Below are 16,514 nucleotides of genomic sequence, written 5' to 3' on the forward strand. Positions count from 1 at the left end.
TGCCGGGAGGGCCGACGAGCAGCACGCCGCGGGGAATGCGGCCGCCCAGGCGCTGGAACTTCTGCGGGTCGCGCAGGAACTCCACCACCTCCTGCAGGTCTTCCTTGGCCTCGTCGATGCCGGCCACGTCGTCGAAGGTGACACGGCCATGCGCCTCCGTCAGCAGCTTCGCCTTGGATTTGCCAAAGCCCATGGCCCGGCCGGCGCCGCTCTGCATCTGGCGCGACAGAAACACCCAGGCGCCGATGAAGAGCGCGATGGGCAGGATGTTCATGAGGACCGCGATGAACCAGGGGGTCGAATCCGACTGCGGACGGGCCGTGATCTGCACGCCCTTCTGCTGCAGCTTCGTGACCAGCATGGGATCGCTCGGCGAATAGGTCGTGAAGGTGCGACCGTCCGTATAGGTGCCGCTGATCTCCGGTCCGGAGATGACCACGCTGGTGATGCGCCCGGCATCGGCCTCGCTGAGGAGCTGGCTGTAAGCGATATCGCTGCCGCCGCCCCGTTGGCCTGGGCTCTGGAAAAGGGTCACGAGCGCCAGCACCAGGAGGAAGATGACGACCCACAAGGCGAAGTTGCGGAAATTTGAATTCATCGGATCAGGTTCTGCCCCAAAGGGAGATGAAGCGCGAGGAGATCTCCCCGTGCGGTTAAACTCAATGTAGGCACACCGTCCCGCCTTGCCAAGGGAATGCGGCGCCCATGCGGCGCGATCCAATAACGTTGGCTAAGAGATTTGGCTAACGGCCCCGGCGGCGTGGCGGTTCCGGGCCAACGGATACTCGTCCGGAGCGCTCCAGCCGGACGAGCGCACCGGCGATGGTGAGGCGTAACGCCTCGCCTGCCCTGGCGGCCTCCCGCAGGCGCTCCGTGCAGGCTTCGAGACGTCGGAGGCGGCTGTTTTCGAGCCCTGTCCTGGCCACGGCCTGCTCCAGCACCCGCAGGGCAATTTCGAAAGGCTCGTTTGCAAGGATGCCGGCCTGGAACGAGAGATTGCCGCCCTCGAGAACGGGTTCGGCACGTTCCAGCGCTTCCCGCGCCTTGTGGTCGAGGGCCTCGTCGGCCTGGGCGGCACGCTCGGCGAAGCGCGCCAGGCGCTCGGCATCGAGCCCTTCCGCGGCCAGGAGCGGCATGAGCTTGCGCCAGCGGACGCGGGCATAGGCTTCGTCGCTGTTGGACGGATCGCTGACGAAGCGCCAGCCCTGACCCTGGCACAGATCGAGAAGAATCGACTTCGGCCGATCGAGCAGCGGCCTCGCATGCAGGATGCCGCGCTTGTCCGCCTCCCGGCGCATGCCTGCGAGCCCGGAGAGGCCCGAGCCCCGGGCAAGGCGCATCATCACCGTCTCGGCCTGATCGTCGAGGGTATGGGCGGTGACCAAATGCGACGCGCCTGCGTTGCCGGCATAATCGACGAGAAGCCGGTAGCGCGCCTCGCGCGCGGCCTCCTGGATGCCGGTTCGTGGCTTGTCCCCCGTCCAGGCCAGAATCCGATGCGGCAGGCCGAGAGCGGCGGCCTCCCGCGCGACGAGGGCGGCCTCCTCGGCGGCTTCGGGCCGCAGGCCATGGTCAACGGTGGCAATATGAACGGGAGGTCGCGACCCGACGGCGCGCCAGCGGGCGAGGAGATGCATCAGGGCCATCGAATCCGGCCCGCCCGAGACGGCGGCGACGATGCCCGAGGCTTGGTTCAAGGTTTCGAAAAGGTGCCCCAGCCTTTCATCCGAGAGCACATCGTCGGGAGGCGGAGGGGTGGCCATTGCTTGGCTCTTTATAAAATTCGTCAGCAGCTCAGCTGCACTTGATGCGCTTCTGCTCGCGGTCGGATGCCTGGCGAACGGGGGCCGAGGCCTGGGGATACTTGCGGTCGAGTTCGGCAAGGACCGCGCAGGCGCGATCCTTGGCGCCGAGACCGTTCAGCGAGATACCGAGCCGCAGCAGGGCATCGGGCGCCTTGGCGGTATCGGGATGCTCGGCCGAGACGTTCAGGAACTGCTCCGCGGCCTCGCGATAGCGGCTGCGCTGGAGATAGGTCTCGCCCAGCCAGAAGGTCGCCTCGGGCACCAGCTTGTCGCGGGGATTGGACTGGAGGAAGCGGCGAAAGCCCATCTCGGCCTGATCGTACTGCTTCTGGCTGAAAGAGGCATAGGCGGCGTCGAAATCGGACCGGGGATTGCCGACGCTCGTCGCCGCGACGCTCGGGCCCGGGCGCTCGGCCATGGCGCCTTGCGGCAGAGCAGCCATGCGATCATGCCCGCCACCATCCATCGGAGCACCGTCGAGGTCGTCCTGCTCATCCTGCTCGATCAGATCACCGATCCCCGCGAGCTGCCCGCCGGGCAGCGGCATGGGACGGTTCGCGTCCGCCGCCAGAGGTGCCGACGGCGCCGTGGTGCCGAGCGGCCGAGGAGCGCCGGGAGCATCCGGCGCTTCGGAGGGGTCGAAGAGGTCGCTGCGGCGCTGCGGCTGGGCCGGCGCGGACTGGGCCGGCGGCTGCGCGGGGCGCGAGGGCGTGGTCGTGGGCGACGACGGCCGGGAGCCCCCGCGGCCCTCCTGGAAGCGGAACTCCACGTCCTCCTGGAACTTGCGAAGCTGCTCCTTGAGCTGGCGGTTCTCATACTGAAGCTGCTCCATCTGGCCGGAGATCTGCCGAAACTGGCTCTCGAGCCGGTTCAGGCGCACGATCGCATCGGCGGCATCCTGCGCGGCGGCAGGGGCAGCCAGAGATGCAGCCAGAGCCAGGGCAAAGGCGAAAAAGACAAACAGGCGTCGAAACATGCTGGGATACCGTGAAGGTCCTCGAATGAGGAGGCCGATAACACAAAAGCGCCGCCACGGCGAGAATGTGGCGGCGCTTTGCGATTTCACGAGGGCTTGAGCTCGAGCATCGGACCCAAAGTGGACCCACTTCTGGGGGCAAATCCGATGCTCTCCCTCTTGGCTGGCGCATCGTTCGGGCGGAAAACCGGATCCACTTTTCCTCACGACGGGCTAGGTGAGGCTTTATGCCCCGGCGCCGCCGCCGAGCACGGTGACCGCACGGCGGTTCTGCGACCAGCAGGAGATGTCGTTGCAGACCGCAACCGGACGTTCCTTGCCGTAGGACACGGTGCGGAAGCGGTTGCCCGGGATGCCGCGGGAGATCAGGTAATCTCGGACGATCTGCGCGCGACGGGCGGAGAGCGAGTAGTTGTACTCGCGGGTGCCGCGCTCGTCCGCATGGCCTTCGAGGATGAAGGTGTATTGCGGGTAACGCTGCAGCCACTGCGCCTGCTTGTCGAGGGTCGCAGCGGCCGTGGGGGTCAGGTCGGTCGAATCGGTTTCGAAGAACACACGGTCGCCCACATTGACGACGAAATCCTGGGCGCTGCCCGGGGTTGCTGCACCCCCGGCTCCGAAGCCTCCGGCCCCATCGGCCATACCATCTTTGTTGGAAGAACACGCCGCCGCCCCGAGGGCGAGGACAATAGCAGCGGCGAACTTGACGGCGCGCAGCGTCATCATTGGCAGTACTCCTTACACATACGTTTGCCGAACGTTGTGTCTTTCATATCGGGAGGATGGTTAAAGGAGGGTTCCGTCAACCGTGAGGACACACGCGGGATTAAGGTGAATTATGGCCAAGTTGAGGAAGTTGGGATTACGGTTAACCGGCAGTAAACGGCATCGTGCTGCGTCGTATATTCCTACCGCAAGGGAATGCAAATGAAGCTGGGCTGCTGCCGATTGTCGGTTTCAAGCGTTGAGAGGTCATGAATATCGTGACGACCCAGCCCGGAAGCCTCGGACATCCCTATCGCAAAGCCCTGGACGATCTCCGCCTGGAGAGGGGTTTCGCACGCATCGCCGACAGCGACCTGCGCCACGGCAACGCCGTTGCCCTGCTGCGGGACTCGCGGGAAAACTACCCGGCCTGGCTGGAGGCGATCCGGTCGGCGCAAACCGTCGTCCATTTCGAGAATTTCATCATTGCCGATGACGACACGGGCCGCCAATTCGCGGAAGCCCTGATGGAGCGGGCGCGCGCCGGTGTGCGGGTGCGGGTGCTCTACGACTGGCTCGGCTCGTCCATGCGCGCCCTGCCCCATTACTGGAGGCGGCTGCGCGAGGCGGGTGTCGAGGCCCGGGTCTTCAATCCGCCCCGGCTCACGGATCCATTTTGGGTTCGCCGCAACCATCGCAAGCTGATCACCGTCGATGGACGCATCGCCTTCGTGTCCGGACTTTGCATCTCCGACAGCTGGGTGGGCAAGAACGGCACGGAGCCGTGGCGGGACACTGGCCTGTCCCTGCAAGGACCGGTCGTCGCCGATCTCGATGCCACCTTTGCGGAAAGCTGGGTGCTCGCGGGCATGAAGGCGATCCCGAAATCCGAGCTGCCCAACGCCGACCTGATCCCACATGCCGGCTCTGTACCGGCGCGGGTCATCAGCGGCGAGCCCGGCATGTTCCGCACCTACCGGGTCGACCAGTTCATCGCCGCGACGGCCCAGCGCAATCTCTGGCTCACCGACGCCTATTTCGTCGCCACCACCTCCTATGTGCAGGCCTTGGGCGAAGCGGCGCGTGACGGGGTGGACGTGCGCATCCTCGTTCCAGGGTCGAGCGACGTGCCTGCGCTGCAGCCGGTGGTGCGGGCCGGCTACCGCTCGCTGATCGAGGCCGGCATCAGGGTCTATGAGTGGAACGGCTCGATGCTCCACGCCAAGACTGCCGTGGCGGACGGACGCTGGGCCCGGGTCGGCTCCACCAATCTCAATATCGCGAGCTGGGCGACCAATTGGGAGCTCGACGTGGTGGTCGAGGATACGGGCTTCGCCGAGGCCATGGAGGCGATGTATCTGGAGGATCTCGCCAACGCGACCGAGATCGTTCCCGGCTGGCAATCCCGGCGCCGTCAGGCCAGAAACATGCGCTCGCGCCGCGGCCACCGCTTCGCGAAGGGCGGCGTCCGCAGGCTCGCGGCCGGCGCCCTGGCGCTGTCGAGCACGGTCGGCAAGGCGGTCGGCTCCCGCTCGCTGACGGCGACGGAGGCCAGCAGCATCGCCATTATCGGCTTCGCGGTCCTGGCCCTTGCCGCGCTGATCACGTTCTTCCCGGTTCTGATCGTATCGCCGATCGTCATCGCCCTTGCCTGGCTCGGCATCGCACTCCTCATCCGCGCCTTCCGCCTCAAGCGGCGTGTGCGTCTGAGACGGCGAAAGCTTGCCCTGCGGCGCAGGCTGACCAAGATCAAGGAGAGCGAGGCTTCGCCAGGAGAGTAGGACCCGCGAAGAATAAAAGGAAACCAACGGTCAAGCTTGGCGTTGACCTCGAGCGAGGCAGTGCGTCCCTTTTCGAGGAGGGCTCCTATGGCTACAGGCACAACCGGATCTTTCGACACCCTTGATCGCACCCACGCCATGAGCCAGCTTCTGGCGCAGAACTGGTGGGCCCTGGCGCTCCGCGGCGCCTTCGCGATCATCTTCGCGCTCATCGCCTTCTTCTCGCCCGGAGCCACGCTCCTGTCCCTGGTCTGGGTCTTTGCGGCCTACATGCTGGTCGACGGCGTGTTCGGCATCGTCTCAGGCATCAGGGCTGCCTCCAACAACCAGCGCTGGGGCCTTCTGATTCTCGAAGGCATCCTGAACATCCTGGTCGGCATCATCGCCTTCCTGATGCCGGGATTGACGGTTCTGTTCTTCGTCACCCTGATGGCCGTGTGGTCGCTGATCACCGGGGTCCTGATGATCGTCGCCGCCTTCAAGCTGAATCCGACCTACGGCCGCGGCTGGCTGATCTTCAGCGGAATCGTCTCGGTGCTGTTCGGTGTCGCGCTCCTGCTTGCCCCGCTCGTCGGCGCCGTGGTGCTGACGTGGTGGCTGGGCGCCTATGCGCTCGTCTTCGGCATCTCCCTTCTGGTGCTCGCCTTCAAGCTGAAGGGCCACAAGGACGAAACCGGCAGCGCAGCGCCGATGAGGGCCTGATCAAAGAAAAGGGCGCCTGAAGCGCCCTTTGTCATTCCGGGCGGCTTTGGTTGGCGTGCCTGCACCCGCAACGTCGTCACCGGCCTTGTGCCGGTGATCCCGATGGAATGAAGCGGCGCGCCTATCCTGATCGGGATACGATGCGTGCTACCGCGCCTCGCTCAACAGCGGCGACCAGGTGGGGTCGGACGCGAAGGACGGGGTCGGCACGGGCTGTTCCACGCGGCCGGTGATGTCGACCATGTAGAGCTTGCCGCCGGCCTGTCCGCCCGGATCGCGGAAGAACAGGATGTATTGGCCGTTGGGCGCCCAGGTCGGGCTCTCGTTGTGAAAGCCTTCCGTCAGGATGCGCTCGCCCGACCCGTCTGGCTTCATGATGCCGATGGCGAAGCCGCCCGCGCGCTGCTTCGTGAAGGCGATGTAGTCGCCGCGCGGCGACCAGGCCGGCTGCGAGTAGGAGCCGTCGCCGAAGGAGATGCGGCGCTGGTTCGAGCCGTCCGCGTTCATGGCGTAGATCTGCTGCTTGCCGCCGCGATCGCTCTCGAACACGATCTGGCTGCCGTCCGGCGAGAACGACGGCGAGGTGTCGATGGCGGCAGTCGAGGTCAGGCGCGTGGTAGCGCGCGAGCCCAGATCCATCATGAAGATGTTGGCGTTGCCGCCCTGCTGCAGGCTCAGGACGATGCGCTGCCCGTCCGGCGCGAAGCGCGGCGAGGAGGCCATGTCGGGGAAGTTGCCGAGGACCTGGCGCGAGCCGGTCTCCAGGTTGATCACCTGGACGCGCGGCTGCTGGCCTTCGACCTGAGCCGAGTAGGTGATGTCCTGCGTCGCGGGCGAATAGCGCGGCGTCACGACGGACGTGTCGCCTTGCGTCAGGTAGCGCACATTCGCACCATCCTGATCCATGATCGCGAGCTTCTTGCGGCGGTTCTCCTTCGGTCCCGATTCATCGACGAACACGATGCGCGTGTCGAAGAAGCCGCCGAAGCCGGTCACCTTCGTGTAGACCGCGTCAGAAATGATGTGGCCGACGCGGCGCCAGAAATTGGCGTCGGTAACATATTGCTGGCCGGTGAGCTGCTGGCCCGACTCGATGTCCCACAGGCGGAACTCCGCGCGAAGACGGCCCGACGGATCGCGCGAGACGCGGCCCGTCACGAGTGCCTGGGCGCCCGCCATCTTCCAGGCGTCGAAACGCGGCGCGGCGTCGAAGGACGGGCGCTCCGGGAAACGCGACTTGTCGAGCGGCGCGAAATAGCCCGAGCGCTGCAGGTTGTTGGTGATGATGCCGGACACGCGCTGCCCGAGATCGCCCTCGCCGGAGAAATCGGCAATAGCGATCGGCATGGGTTGGAACTGTCCGCCCGGTCCGACGCGGAACGAGAGCTGCGCCTGGGCTGCAGGTGCCAGCGCCACGATGGGCAGGACAACGGCCAGCGCGACGAGAAGACGGGAAACGAAGCGAGTGATCATGAGGTGATGTCTCAAGCTTGATGGCTTTAAGAGAGAGGAGGATCGAACTGGACGTTCAATACTTTCCAGTCCGCGTAATACGGGACGAACTTCGCAGGGATCTCGAACTGGCGGCACTTGCGAATGGCTCGAACAGCCGCATCGGCAACCGCACGATCGGTCGAGCTGCTCCCCGATTGGAGAATCCTGGGCTCAGTGCTGAGCGACCCGTCCTGGTTCAGACGGATATCGAGAATGGGAGCCGTGACTTGGCCGCCCGAAGCCGCAATCGGAGCGCTGTAGCATCGCTCGATCTGCGAGACCAAGAGACCGATGAGCGCATCGCGCAGGCTCGGGGAGAGCTTCGCCGCCGATCCCGTCGCGGTGCCGAGCGCGGCAGTCCTCTGGACCTCCGCCCCGGTCGCCCCAGTGGACTGGTTCTTTTCCTTGCTGTCGAGGAACTGCTTCAGGTCGCCCATGTCGAGCTTCTTGGCGATCTGGGCTTCCTTGCGCGCCTTGGCCTCGGCTTCTTCCTTGGCCTTCGCTTCGGCAAGCTTCTTCTCGGCGTCCGCTTTCGCCTTGGCTTCCGCCTCGGCCTTCGCTTTGGCCTCGGCGATCTTTTTCGCTTCGGCTTCAGCCTTGGCTTTGGCCTGCGCTTCCGCCTTCGCCTTGGCTTCGGCCTCGATCTTAGCCTGCTCGGCTGCCTTCGCCTTCTCGATGGCCTCGGCTTCAGCCTTCTCGACCAGCTTCTTTTCTTCCTCGGCCTTGGCCTCGGCGGCAGCCTTCTCTTCCTGCGAGCGGGTCGGCGGCGCGGGCGGCGGAGGCTGGGCGGCCACCGGCTCTTCCTTTTCGGCGACCTTCATCTCGGCCGGACGCTTGGGAGGAGCCGGCGCATCGCGCTTGTCCTCGCCCGGATCCTTCAGCTCGGTCTTGTCGGCGACACGCTCGGCGCGGGGCTTTTGCTGCACGGACTTGGCGTTCGTCTCGCCCTTGGTGATCTGCGAGAGCTGGTTGTCGGTGATGATCTCGACCGGGATGCCTTCCTGGGCCTCGGGGAATTCGACACCGACCGACAGGCCGATCAAGGCGGCCGCCAGCAGCGACACATGCGTGACGCCCGAGACCCAAAGGCCCGGCTCGGAGGTGTTGAATTTCAGCTTCAACGCCACGTCTGTTTGCCCCTTGTCCTCATTCCACTCAGCGCTGATCGACCTCGGTCACGAGGGCGACGCGCTTGTAGCCCGCCGTGGTCACGATCGACATCACCTGCGCGACGCGGCCGTAATCCACTTTCTTGTCCCCACGCACGAAAATGCGCTCGTCGAAGCCCGATTTCGCCGCTTCCGAGAGCTTGCCGACGATGGCCTCGTCCGTAAGCTCGGTCTCGCCGAGGAACACCTGGCCCGTCGCCTTGATGGAGAGCGTCACCGGCGTCGCATCGGAATTCAGCGGCGCGGCCTTGGTCTGCGGCAGGTCGAGCGGCACGCCGGCCGTCATCATGGGTGCCGCCACCATGAAGATGATGAGCAGCACCAGCATGACGTCGATGAACGGCGTCATGTTGATCTCGTTGATCGCGCCCGGTGTCCGGAAGCGCCTGCGGCGGCGTCCCCCGCCTCCTGCTGCCCCTGCCATCATGGCCATGCCGAGCTCCCCTTACGCCGCATTGGCGGGGTGGTGACCCGCATGGCCGATGCGCTCGTCGATCTGGCGCGACAGGATGGCAGAGAACTCGTCGGCGAAGCCTTCGAGCCGCGTCTGCAGCTTGCCGACTTCCGATTGCAGCTTGTTGTAGGCGAGCACCGCCGGGATCGCCGCGAACAGGCCGATCGCGGTGGCGAACAGCGCCTCCGCGATGCCGGGCGCCACGACCGCAAGGCTCGTGTTCTTGGAGGCCGCGATGGACGTGAACGAATTCATGATGCCCACGACCGTGCCGAAGAGGCCGATATAGGGGCCAGCCGAGCCGATGGAGGCCAGGACCGTCAGGCGGGAATTGAGCCGCTCCACCTCGCGCTGGATGGTCACGTCGAGCACCTTGTCGATGCGCTGGGGCAGGCTCTGGAACGAGCGGCCCGAGCCCTCGAAGGAGCGCTTCCACTCGCGCATGGCGGCCACGAACACGGCCGCGAGCCCGGTGGCCGGGCGGCTCTGGAGGGACCGGAACAGCTCCTCGAGCGACTGGCCAGACCAGAACACGTCCTCGAAGCGGTCCATGGCGCGCTTGGTGCGGGCGTAGAGCAGGGTCTTGTCGATGATAATGGCCCAGCACCAGACGGAGGCCGCGAGCAGACCCAGCATCACGAGCTTGACGATGAAATGGGCCTGCCAGAACAGGCCAAAGAAGGACAGGTCGTGGGCCACAGGAGCGGCCTGGGCCACATCAGCCGGGTTCATAATTCTCGTCCTCGCTCTTCGAGCAGCCTTGGGAAGCGGTCCAAGGCCCACCGCAGAATGGTCTAGGAAAATCTGTTCTTGTATTACTGCTCGTTCGCCCCTGAATCTGTCGAAAGTAAGGGCACAGGGTAACAAGACGCGAGATCGTCTCAGACCGTTACCTGTTAGGCACAGAGTAAGGTTAAGGTCTGGTTTAAGGAGGACCGCCGAAGGACCACGAAGGGCGGAATCCCCTGAAATTAATATGAAATTCTGGCTGGCATGCACTTGAGGCAGGGCTCATGCGCGCCCTGCCCATACGGCACGGCCTAAGCTTATGGGTTGACCGTCAGTGCTGCCCGAAGCTCGTCCGGGATCCGCACGGCCCGCCCTCCCCGGACGGCCGCTACCATCGCGTCGGCCGTCACCAGCACCTCGTCGCCGCGCCGGACCTCCTGGGCGAGCGTCATTGAGGCACCGCGCATCTCTTTCGGCCGTGTCACGATGGTGAGCACGTCGTCCATGACGGCCCCGCCGAGGAAATCGATATTCATTTTGCGGACCACGAAGGCGAGCCCATTCATATCGGCATGCAGATCCGACTGCGCCACCTCGACCGCCCGCAGGAGTTCCGTGCGTCCGCGCTCCATGAAGCGGAGATAGCTCGCGTGATAGACGCGGGCCGAAAAATCCGTGTCCTCGTAGTAGACGCGAAGGGGAAGATGATGCGCGCCGTCTTTCATATAACCAGAGAGGTTGGCCTCACTCATCCCCGTCCCCGTTGAACAGCCCGAACTGCGCCGCGGTCTCGCGGGTCGGCTCGGGAATGCCCAGGTGCTTGAAGGCGTGCGGGGTGAGAATGCGCCCACGCGGGGTGCGCTGCACGAAGCCTTTCTGGATGAGATACGGCTCGATGATGTCCTCGATGGCGTCGCGCGGCTCGGAGAGCGCCGCCGCGATCGTCTCGATGCCGACAGGGCCGCCGCCGAAGGAATTGGCGATCATGGTCAGGTACTTGCGATCCATGAGGTCGAGGCCGATGGGGTCGACGTCGAGGAGGCGAAGCGACCGGTCGGCGAGGTCGCGGGACACCGTCTGGACGCCATCGACGATGGCGAAATCGCGCACCCGGCGCAGAAGACGCCCGGCAATGCGGGGTGTGCCGCGGGAGCGGCGGGCGATCTCGTTGGCCCCCTCCTCGCTCATGCCGAGGCCGAGCACGCGGGCGCCGCGGCGCACGATCAGCTCCAGCTCGTCGACGGTGTAGAATTCGAGGCGGATCGGAATGCCGAAGCGGTCGCGCAACGGGGTCGTAAGCAGGCCTGCACGGGTGGTGGCGCCCACCAGGGTGAATTTCGGTAACTCGATCTTCACCGAACGCGCGGCCGGGCCTTCGCCAATGATCAGATCGAGCTGGTAATCCTCCATGGCCGGATAGAGGATTTCCTCCACGGCCGGGTTGAGGCGGTGGATCTCGTCGATGAAGAGCACGTCGCGCTCTTCCAAATTGGTGAGCTGGGCCGCGAGGTCGCCGGCTTTCGCGATCACAGGGCCGGAGGTCGAGCGGAAATTGACGCCGAGTTCGCGCGCGACGATCTGGGCGAGCGTCGTCTTGCCGAGGCCGGGAGGGCCGACGAAGAGCACGTGATCCAAGGCGTCGCCGCGCGCCTTCGCCGCATCGATGAAGACCTGGAGATTGGCCCGCGCGGCCTTCTGACCCGTGAAATCTTCGAGCGAGAGCGGCCGGATCGACGCATCAGCATCGTCCTCGCGCTTTTCAGGGCTGAGCAGGCGGCGGGAATCGGTCAAAGAGGCTTACCTTCCAGAGGCTTCATATAAGCGATCAGGCTCTATTACGCCATTCTTAACAAGATCAAAACAGGAACGTGTGCGCTGCGTAACGCTTACCGCGCCAACTCCCGCAGGCCCAGCCGGATGAGCGTCTTAGCCTCCGCCTCGTCACCGGCCTGCTTCATGGCGGCGGCCACGGCGGCAGAGGCCTGGACCTGGGGATAGCCAAGATTGACCAGGGCCGAGATGGCGTCCGTCACCGGCGCAGGCGCGCTCCTGTCCTCCACCGCGCCGGTAAGGCGGATGAGGGCCGGATCGACGGCCGCGAACGCCGGTGCCTTGTCCTTGAGTTCGGAAACGATGCGCTGGGCGAGCTTGGGCCCGACGCCGGGGCCCCGCGCGACGGAAGCCTTGTCGCCGGTGGCAATCGCCGTGGCGAGGCTGCCGGGATCGAGCACCGAGAGGATGCCGAGCGCCACCTTGGAGCCCACACCCTGCACCGACTGGAGCAGGCGGAACCACTCGCGCTCCGAATCCGAGCGGAAGCCGAACAGGCGGATCATGTCCTCGCGCACGTGGGTCTCGATGGACAGGGTCGCCGCCTCGCCGGTGGGCGGCAGGTTCTGGAGCGTGCGGGAGGAACAATGGACCACATAGCCGACCCCGTGCACGTCGAGGATCACGAAATCCTCGCCGTAGGAATCCACCACGCCTTTGAGTTTGCCGATCACGTTTCTTACCCCCTCCACCGTCATCCCCGCGAAGGCGGGATCCATAACCGCTGACGGCTCTTCATTCTGCCACGCCAATGTTCATGGGCTCCGGGCTCGGCTCCGCCGCCCCGGAATGACATAGGTATTTCTGTAACAAATTAGTAGCTCGCTGCCAAAGCGCGGGCCTTGCGGTGATGAGCGTGGGCGATGGCGATGGCGAGGGCATCGGCCGCGTCGGCTTTCTTGAAGTCGGCTTTGGGCAGCAGGATCTTCACCATGGCCTGAACCTGATCCTTGTCGGCGTGTCCCACGCCCACCACGGTCTTCTTGACCTGGTTGGCGCCGTATTCCGCCACCGGCAGGCCGTGGAGGGCCGGGACCAGCAGGGACATGGCGCGGGCTTGGCCGAGCTTCAGGGTCGCCTGGGCGTCCTTGTTGACGAAAGTCTCCTCGACGGACACTTCGTCGGGCGTCCAGGTCCTGATCACGTCCGTGATGCGATCGTGGAGTTGCTTGAGCCGCAAGGCCAGGTCGAGGTCCCCGTCCGAGGTCACGACCCCGCAAGCCACGAACGAGAGCTTCGTCCCCTCGATGGTGATGACGCCCCAGCCCGTGTTGCGCAGGCCAGGGTCGAGGCCGAGGATCCGGACGCGTTCGCTCAAAGACTATTCTCCACAGTCATGCCCGGGCTTGCCCCGGGCATCCCTGTCTTCTTACCATGCAAGGGCGTGGATGGCCGGATCAAGTCCGGCCATGACGAACGGTTTATTACTCGGCCATCTTCTGCATAAGGGCCTCCGAGAGCTCGAAGTTGCCGTAGACGCTCTGGACGTCGTCGTGCTCCTCCAGCGACTCCATCAGCTTCATGAGCTTCTCGCCGGTCTCGTCGTCGACGGCGACCGGGGTCTGGGGCTTCCAGACGAGCTTCGAGGCCTTCGGCTCGCCGAACTTGTCCTCGAGCGCCTTGGTCACCTCGTTGAGGGAGCCCTGGTCGCAATAGATCTCGTGACCGTTCTCGGAGGAGACCACGTCGTCCGCACCGGCATCGATGGCAGCCTCCAGCACGGCGTCGGCATCCGCCGCCTCAGGGCCGAACTCGATATAACCGACCCGGTCGAACATGAAGGAGACGGCGCCGGTTTCGGCGAGGTTGCCGCCGCTCTTGGTGAAGTAGGAGCGGATGTCGGAGGCGGTGCGGTTGCGGTTGTCGGTCATGGCCTCGACGATGATGGCGGCGCCACCGGGGCCGTAACCCTCGTAGCGGATCTCGTCGTAGTTCTCCGCGTCGCCGCCGGAGGCCTTGTTGATGGCGCGCTGGATGTTGTCCTTGGGCATGTTCTCGGCGCGGGCGGCGAGGATCGCGGCACGCAGGCGCGGGTTCATGTTGGGATCGGGCATGCCCATCTTGGCCGCCACCGTGATTTCTCGGGCGAGCTTGGAAAACACCTTGGACCGCACCGCGTCCACCTTGCCCTTGCGGTGCATGATATTCTTGAACTGTGAATGCCCGGCCATGGGGGCCTCCGGAAAGTTCGGCCGAGGGCAGCTTGCATTTCAAGCGCCCGTCAGGCCGGAAAAGTTGACGATGGCAGGCTTATAAGGCGGCGAAGGGCTTCAGGCAAAGCCCTTAAAACCCGAACCAGGACGGCAGGTTGTGAATGGCCGCCAGGATGAGGTGATAGGAGGCGCCCAGCACCGTGACCGTATAGGCGAGACCCGCCAGGCCGATGAGGTAGCCGACGATCAGGAGATACCCGTCCTCCTCCATGATGGCGATGGAGGCAATGACCAGGGCGATGGAGGGCGGGAAGTTGGTGCCGGGGAACGGAATCAGGACAGAGACGGCGACCAGGAAGGCGAAGAACCCGGCCACACGATCCCCGAAGGGGCCGAAGAGCTGGAGCAGACGGGGCTTGCAGTAGCTCTCGAGTTTCTGGAGCTTGGGCTCCGCGATATCGATGAGGCGCTTGAACTTCGACAGCGAAACCGTGCGCCGCAGGATAAAGCCGGGCAGCCAGGGCCGGGTATGCCCGAGCATCATCTGGATGCCGAAGATCAGGACCGGCGTCCCCACAATGCCGGCGATGCCGGGAGGGGCCGGAACGCAATTGGGCAGGGAGAACAGGATCAGCACGAACCCGAAGGCGCGCTCGCCGAAGGCTTCGATGATCGCCCCGATGGAGATCGTCTCGCCCTCGGCCTCATCGATCACGGCGCGCAGAACCGCGGAGGCGCTCTGGTGCTGGTGCGCCCGATGGAACTCGCTCTCCTCGCGATAGGGGCTTTTCCTCGCGCCGGTCGTGTCTGTCTTGGCGTCCACCGATCTCCTCCGTGACGGGAGAGATGGGAACGGCGACGCTCCACGCCAAGAGAGTCGTGCGCAATCAAGGGCGTCCCTTCCACCCATCCCCACGTCATCACCGGCCTTGTGCCGGTGATCTCAGTCCGAAAAGCGCTGCGCCTCACCATATCGGGATGGCCGGGACGAGCCCGGCCATGACGTCGGAGGGCGCGGCTCAATCCCAGAAACGGGGCCAGGTTTCTTCCAGATTGGGACCGAGCCGTACGGCAGCCACCCGTTTGGCGAGCCCGGTACGGTCGTCGGCCTCGACGGCAATGCCGGAGAGCGTGCCTTCGCCCAGGCCCGGCTCCAAACGGGTGCCCGGGGTTTTCTGAAGAAAGCGGCGGATCGACTCCTCCTTCTGCATGCCGAGCACGGAATCGTAATCGCCGCACATGCCCGCATCCGACATGTAGGCCGTGCCGCCCGGCAGCACCCGGTGATCGGCGGTGGGCACATGGGTGTGGGTGCCGACGACGAGGCTCGCGCGCCCGTCGAGATGATGGCCCATGGCCTCCTTCTCGCTCGTCGCCTCGGCATGGACGTCGACGATGATCGCGTCTGCGACCTGACCCAGGGGACAGGTTTCGAGCTCCCGGTCGACGGCCGCGAAGGGATCGTCGAGCGGGTCCATGTAGAGGCGGCCCATGACGTTGACGACGAGAACCCTGTGGCCGGACCGGGTGTCGATGAGGTTCGCGCCGCGTCCCGGCGTTCCCGCCGGGTAGTTCACGGGGCGAAGCAGCCGCGGCTGACGCTCGATGAACACGAGGGTCTCGCGTTGGTCCCAGGAATGATTGCCGAGCGTGATGGCATCGGCGCCCGCATTGAGGATCTCGTCGCAGATCGCCTCGGTGATCCCGAAGCCGCCGGCGGAATTCTCGCCGTTGATGACCACGCAGTCGAGCTGCCAGCGGTCGCGAAGCCCGGGCAGGCGCTCGATCACGGCGCTACGGCCGGGGCGCCCGACGATGTCGCCGAGAAAGAGAAGACGCATGATGGGTCCTTAACTAGGAAGTCGTCCGAACGAGTTCGGCTTCGGTGATGATAACATCGAGGAGCCGATCATGGGGCTCGACCGGCACTTCGTCGATCTCCTGAACCGCATAGGCGAGCCCGATGGTCAAGACCGGGTGCTGCGCTTCCAGCGCCGCGATGGCCCGGTCGAAGTGCCCCTTGCCGTAGCCGATGCGCCCACCCCGGCGGTCGAAGGCCACCAGGGGAACGAGCAGCGCCTTGGGGAAGACCTCCGGTGCGTCCGGGCCGGGCTCGCGCACGCCGAAGCCGCCCTTGATCAGCACGTCGCCGGGCTGCCACAGGCGCCAGCTCAAGTGAGGATGGAGGATCTGGGAGAGGGCGACATCCTGTCCGCGCGCGATCAGCCCCTCCATGAGCGGACGCGGATCGACCTCGCTGCGGATCGGCCAATAGGCCCCGACCGGCGTGATGTCGCGAAATTCGGAAAGGTCGAGGGCGCGCCTGGCAATGCGGTGCGCGGCGTCCTCGCGAAAAGAGCCGTCGAGGGCGTCACGACGCGCGAAAACCTCGCCGCGTAGGCGCTCTTTCAATACGGGAGGGGGAGGAGATTGCATAAGGTGCGGAGCCACAGTAGCCGTCGGAGAAGCGATCCCGGGAACCTACAAAGTAGGTGGGCGCCGTATATCCCGGTCCAGGGACCGGGTCAGGGACAGCTCCCTTCAGGATCGATAAGGCCCCGGGGAATATGAACTCCTAACGCGCCCCGCAGCCCCGCCTTCTCTATGTAGGGAGAATGGGGGCCGGTTGGAAGGGGAAAAGCCGGGCATCCTGAAATCTTTGTTATCCAACAGACGAAGCAGTTCTTCCCTTAGGGAAATTACGGGCTGGTCTTGG

General features: G+C 65.2%; 18 protein-coding genes and 1 other RNA gene. 2 read left to right on the forward strand and 17 right to left on the reverse strand.

The genetic code is table 11. The annotated features are described in order from the left end of the window. The 4 genes from FS320_RS11290 to pal form a co-directional block, all read right to left on the reverse strand. The coding region (locus tag FS320_RS11290) for an ATP-dependent metallopeptidase FtsH/Yme1/Tma family protein (RefSeq protein ID WP_192926273.1) at window positions 1-598 on the reverse strand (598 nt) is incomplete at its 3' end. A gap of 145 nt (window positions 599-743) precedes the next feature. Beyond that, complete coding sequence (gene tilS, locus FS320_RS11295; protein ID WP_152711554.1) at window positions 744-1,763, reverse strand: tRNA lysidine(34) synthetase TilS; 1,020 nt, start codon at window positions 1,761-1,763, stop codon at window positions 744-746. 31 nt (window positions 1,764-1,794) lie between these two features. Then, window positions 1,795-2,781: a tol-pal system protein YbgF gene (gene ybgF, locus FS320_RS11300; protein WP_152711555.1), complete on the reverse strand. Its 987-nt coding sequence runs from the start codon at window positions 2,779-2,781 to the stop codon at window positions 1,795-1,797. Between the two features lie 225 nt (window positions 2,782-3,006). Then, entirely contained in the window at window positions 3,007-3,507 is a 501-nt protein-coding gene (gene pal / locus FS320_RS11305) for a peptidoglycan-associated lipoprotein Pal (RefSeq protein WP_152711556.1), read from the reverse strand. Between the two features lie 248 nt (window positions 3,508-3,755). On the opposite strand from pal, the gene FS320_RS11310 reads away from it, so the two are divergent. Together FS320_RS11310 and FS320_RS11315 are read left to right on the forward strand one after the other, a co-directional pair. Further along, window positions 3,756-5,267: a phospholipase D-like domain-containing protein gene (locus FS320_RS11310; RefSeq protein ID WP_152711557.1), complete on the forward strand. Its 1,512-nt coding sequence runs from the start codon at window positions 3,756-3,758 to the stop codon at window positions 5,265-5,267. 87 nt (window positions 5,268-5,354) lie between these two features. Beyond that, window positions 5,355-5,969: an HdeD family acid-resistance protein gene (locus tag FS320_RS11315; protein ID WP_152711558.1), complete on the forward strand. Its 615-nt coding sequence runs from the start codon at window positions 5,355-5,357 to the stop codon at window positions 5,967-5,969. 147 nt (window positions 5,970-6,116) lie between these two features. Here the strand turns inward: FS320_RS11315 and tolB are convergent, their stop codons facing one another. The 13 genes from tolB to ssrS all read right to left on the reverse strand — a co-directional run bounded on the left by tolB (window position 6,117) and on the right by ssrS (window position 16,395). Continuing rightward, on the reverse strand, window positions 6,117-7,442 hold the full coding sequence (gene tolB / locus FS320_RS11320) for a Tol-Pal system beta propeller repeat protein TolB (RefSeq protein WP_152711559.1): 1,326 nt from the start codon (window positions 7,440-7,442) through the stop codon (window positions 6,117-6,119). A gap of 26 nt (window positions 7,443-7,468) precedes the next feature. After that, window positions 7,469-8,584 carry a cell envelope integrity protein TolA gene (gene tolA / locus FS320_RS11325; protein ID WP_152711597.1) on the reverse strand — a complete coding sequence of 372 codons (1,116 nt, stop codon included), beginning with the start codon at window positions 8,582-8,584 and terminating at the stop codon, window positions 7,469-7,471. 34 nt (window positions 8,585-8,618) lie between these two features. Next, window positions 8,619-9,065 (reverse strand): ExbD/TolR family protein, encoded by a 447-nt coding sequence (locus tag FS320_RS11330; RefSeq protein WP_152711560.1) that lies wholly within the window; start codon window positions 9,063-9,065, stop codon window positions 8,619-8,621. Window positions 9,066-9,077: 12 nt separating this feature from the next. After that, window positions 9,078-9,818, reverse strand: a complete 741-nt coding sequence (tolQ, locus tag FS320_RS11335; RefSeq protein WP_152711561.1) for a protein TolQ — start codon at window positions 9,816-9,818, stop codon at window positions 9,078-9,080. Window positions 9,819-10,132: 314 nt separating this feature from the next. Further along, window positions 10,133-10,567 (reverse strand): tol-pal system-associated acyl-CoA thioesterase, encoded by a 435-nt coding sequence (gene ybgC / locus FS320_RS11340; RefSeq protein ID WP_192926274.1) that lies wholly within the window; start codon window positions 10,565-10,567, stop codon window positions 10,133-10,135. After that, window positions 10,560-11,606: a Holliday junction branch migration DNA helicase RuvB gene (gene ruvB / locus FS320_RS11345; protein WP_152711562.1), complete on the reverse strand. Its 1,047-nt coding sequence runs from the start codon at window positions 11,604-11,606 to the stop codon at window positions 10,560-10,562. The genes ybgC and ruvB overlap by 8 nt, the downstream gene beginning before the upstream one ends. A gap of 95 nt (window positions 11,607-11,701) precedes the next feature. Beyond that, entirely contained in the window at window positions 11,702-12,319 is a 618-nt protein-coding gene (gene ruvA / locus FS320_RS11350) for a Holliday junction branch migration protein RuvA (RefSeq protein WP_162002973.1), read from the reverse strand. Between the two features lie 140 nt (window positions 12,320-12,459). Next, a complete protein-coding gene (ruvC, locus tag FS320_RS11355; RefSeq protein ID WP_152711563.1) occupies window positions 12,460-12,963 on the reverse strand; it encodes a crossover junction endodeoxyribonuclease RuvC in 504 nt (167 codons plus the stop codon). A 106-nt stretch (window positions 12,964-13,069) separates the two neighbouring features. Then, window positions 13,070-13,816, reverse strand: a complete 747-nt coding sequence (locus FS320_RS11360) for a YebC/PmpR family DNA-binding transcriptional regulator (RefSeq protein ID WP_152711564.1) — start codon at window positions 13,814-13,816, stop codon at window positions 13,070-13,072. 112 nt (window positions 13,817-13,928) lie between these two features. Further along, entirely contained in the window at window positions 13,929-14,621 is a 693-nt protein-coding gene (locus FS320_RS11365) for an exopolysaccharide biosynthesis protein (protein ID WP_162002969.1), read from the reverse strand. A gap of 196 nt (window positions 14,622-14,817) precedes the next feature. Beyond that, on the reverse strand, window positions 14,818-15,639 hold the full coding sequence (locus FS320_RS11370) for a TIGR00282 family metallophosphoesterase (protein WP_152711566.1): 822 nt from the start codon (window positions 15,637-15,639) through the stop codon (window positions 14,818-14,820). 13 nt (window positions 15,640-15,652) lie between these two features. Beyond that, a complete protein-coding gene (locus FS320_RS11375) occupies window positions 15,653-16,234 on the reverse strand; it encodes a 5-formyltetrahydrofolate cyclo-ligase (protein ID WP_152711567.1) in 582 nt (193 codons plus the stop codon). A 4-nt stretch (window positions 16,235-16,238) separates the two neighbouring features. Next, a non-coding RNA gene (gene ssrS / locus FS320_RS11380) (6S RNA) lies at window positions 16,239-16,395 on the reverse strand. Between the last annotated feature and the right edge of the window lie 119 nt (window positions 16,396-16,514).

It is taken from the genome of Microvirga tunisiensis (assembly GCF_009296175.1).
Taxonomy (GTDB): Bacteria; Pseudomonadota; Alphaproteobacteria; order Rhizobiales; family Beijerinckiaceae; genus Microvirga; species Microvirga tunisiensis.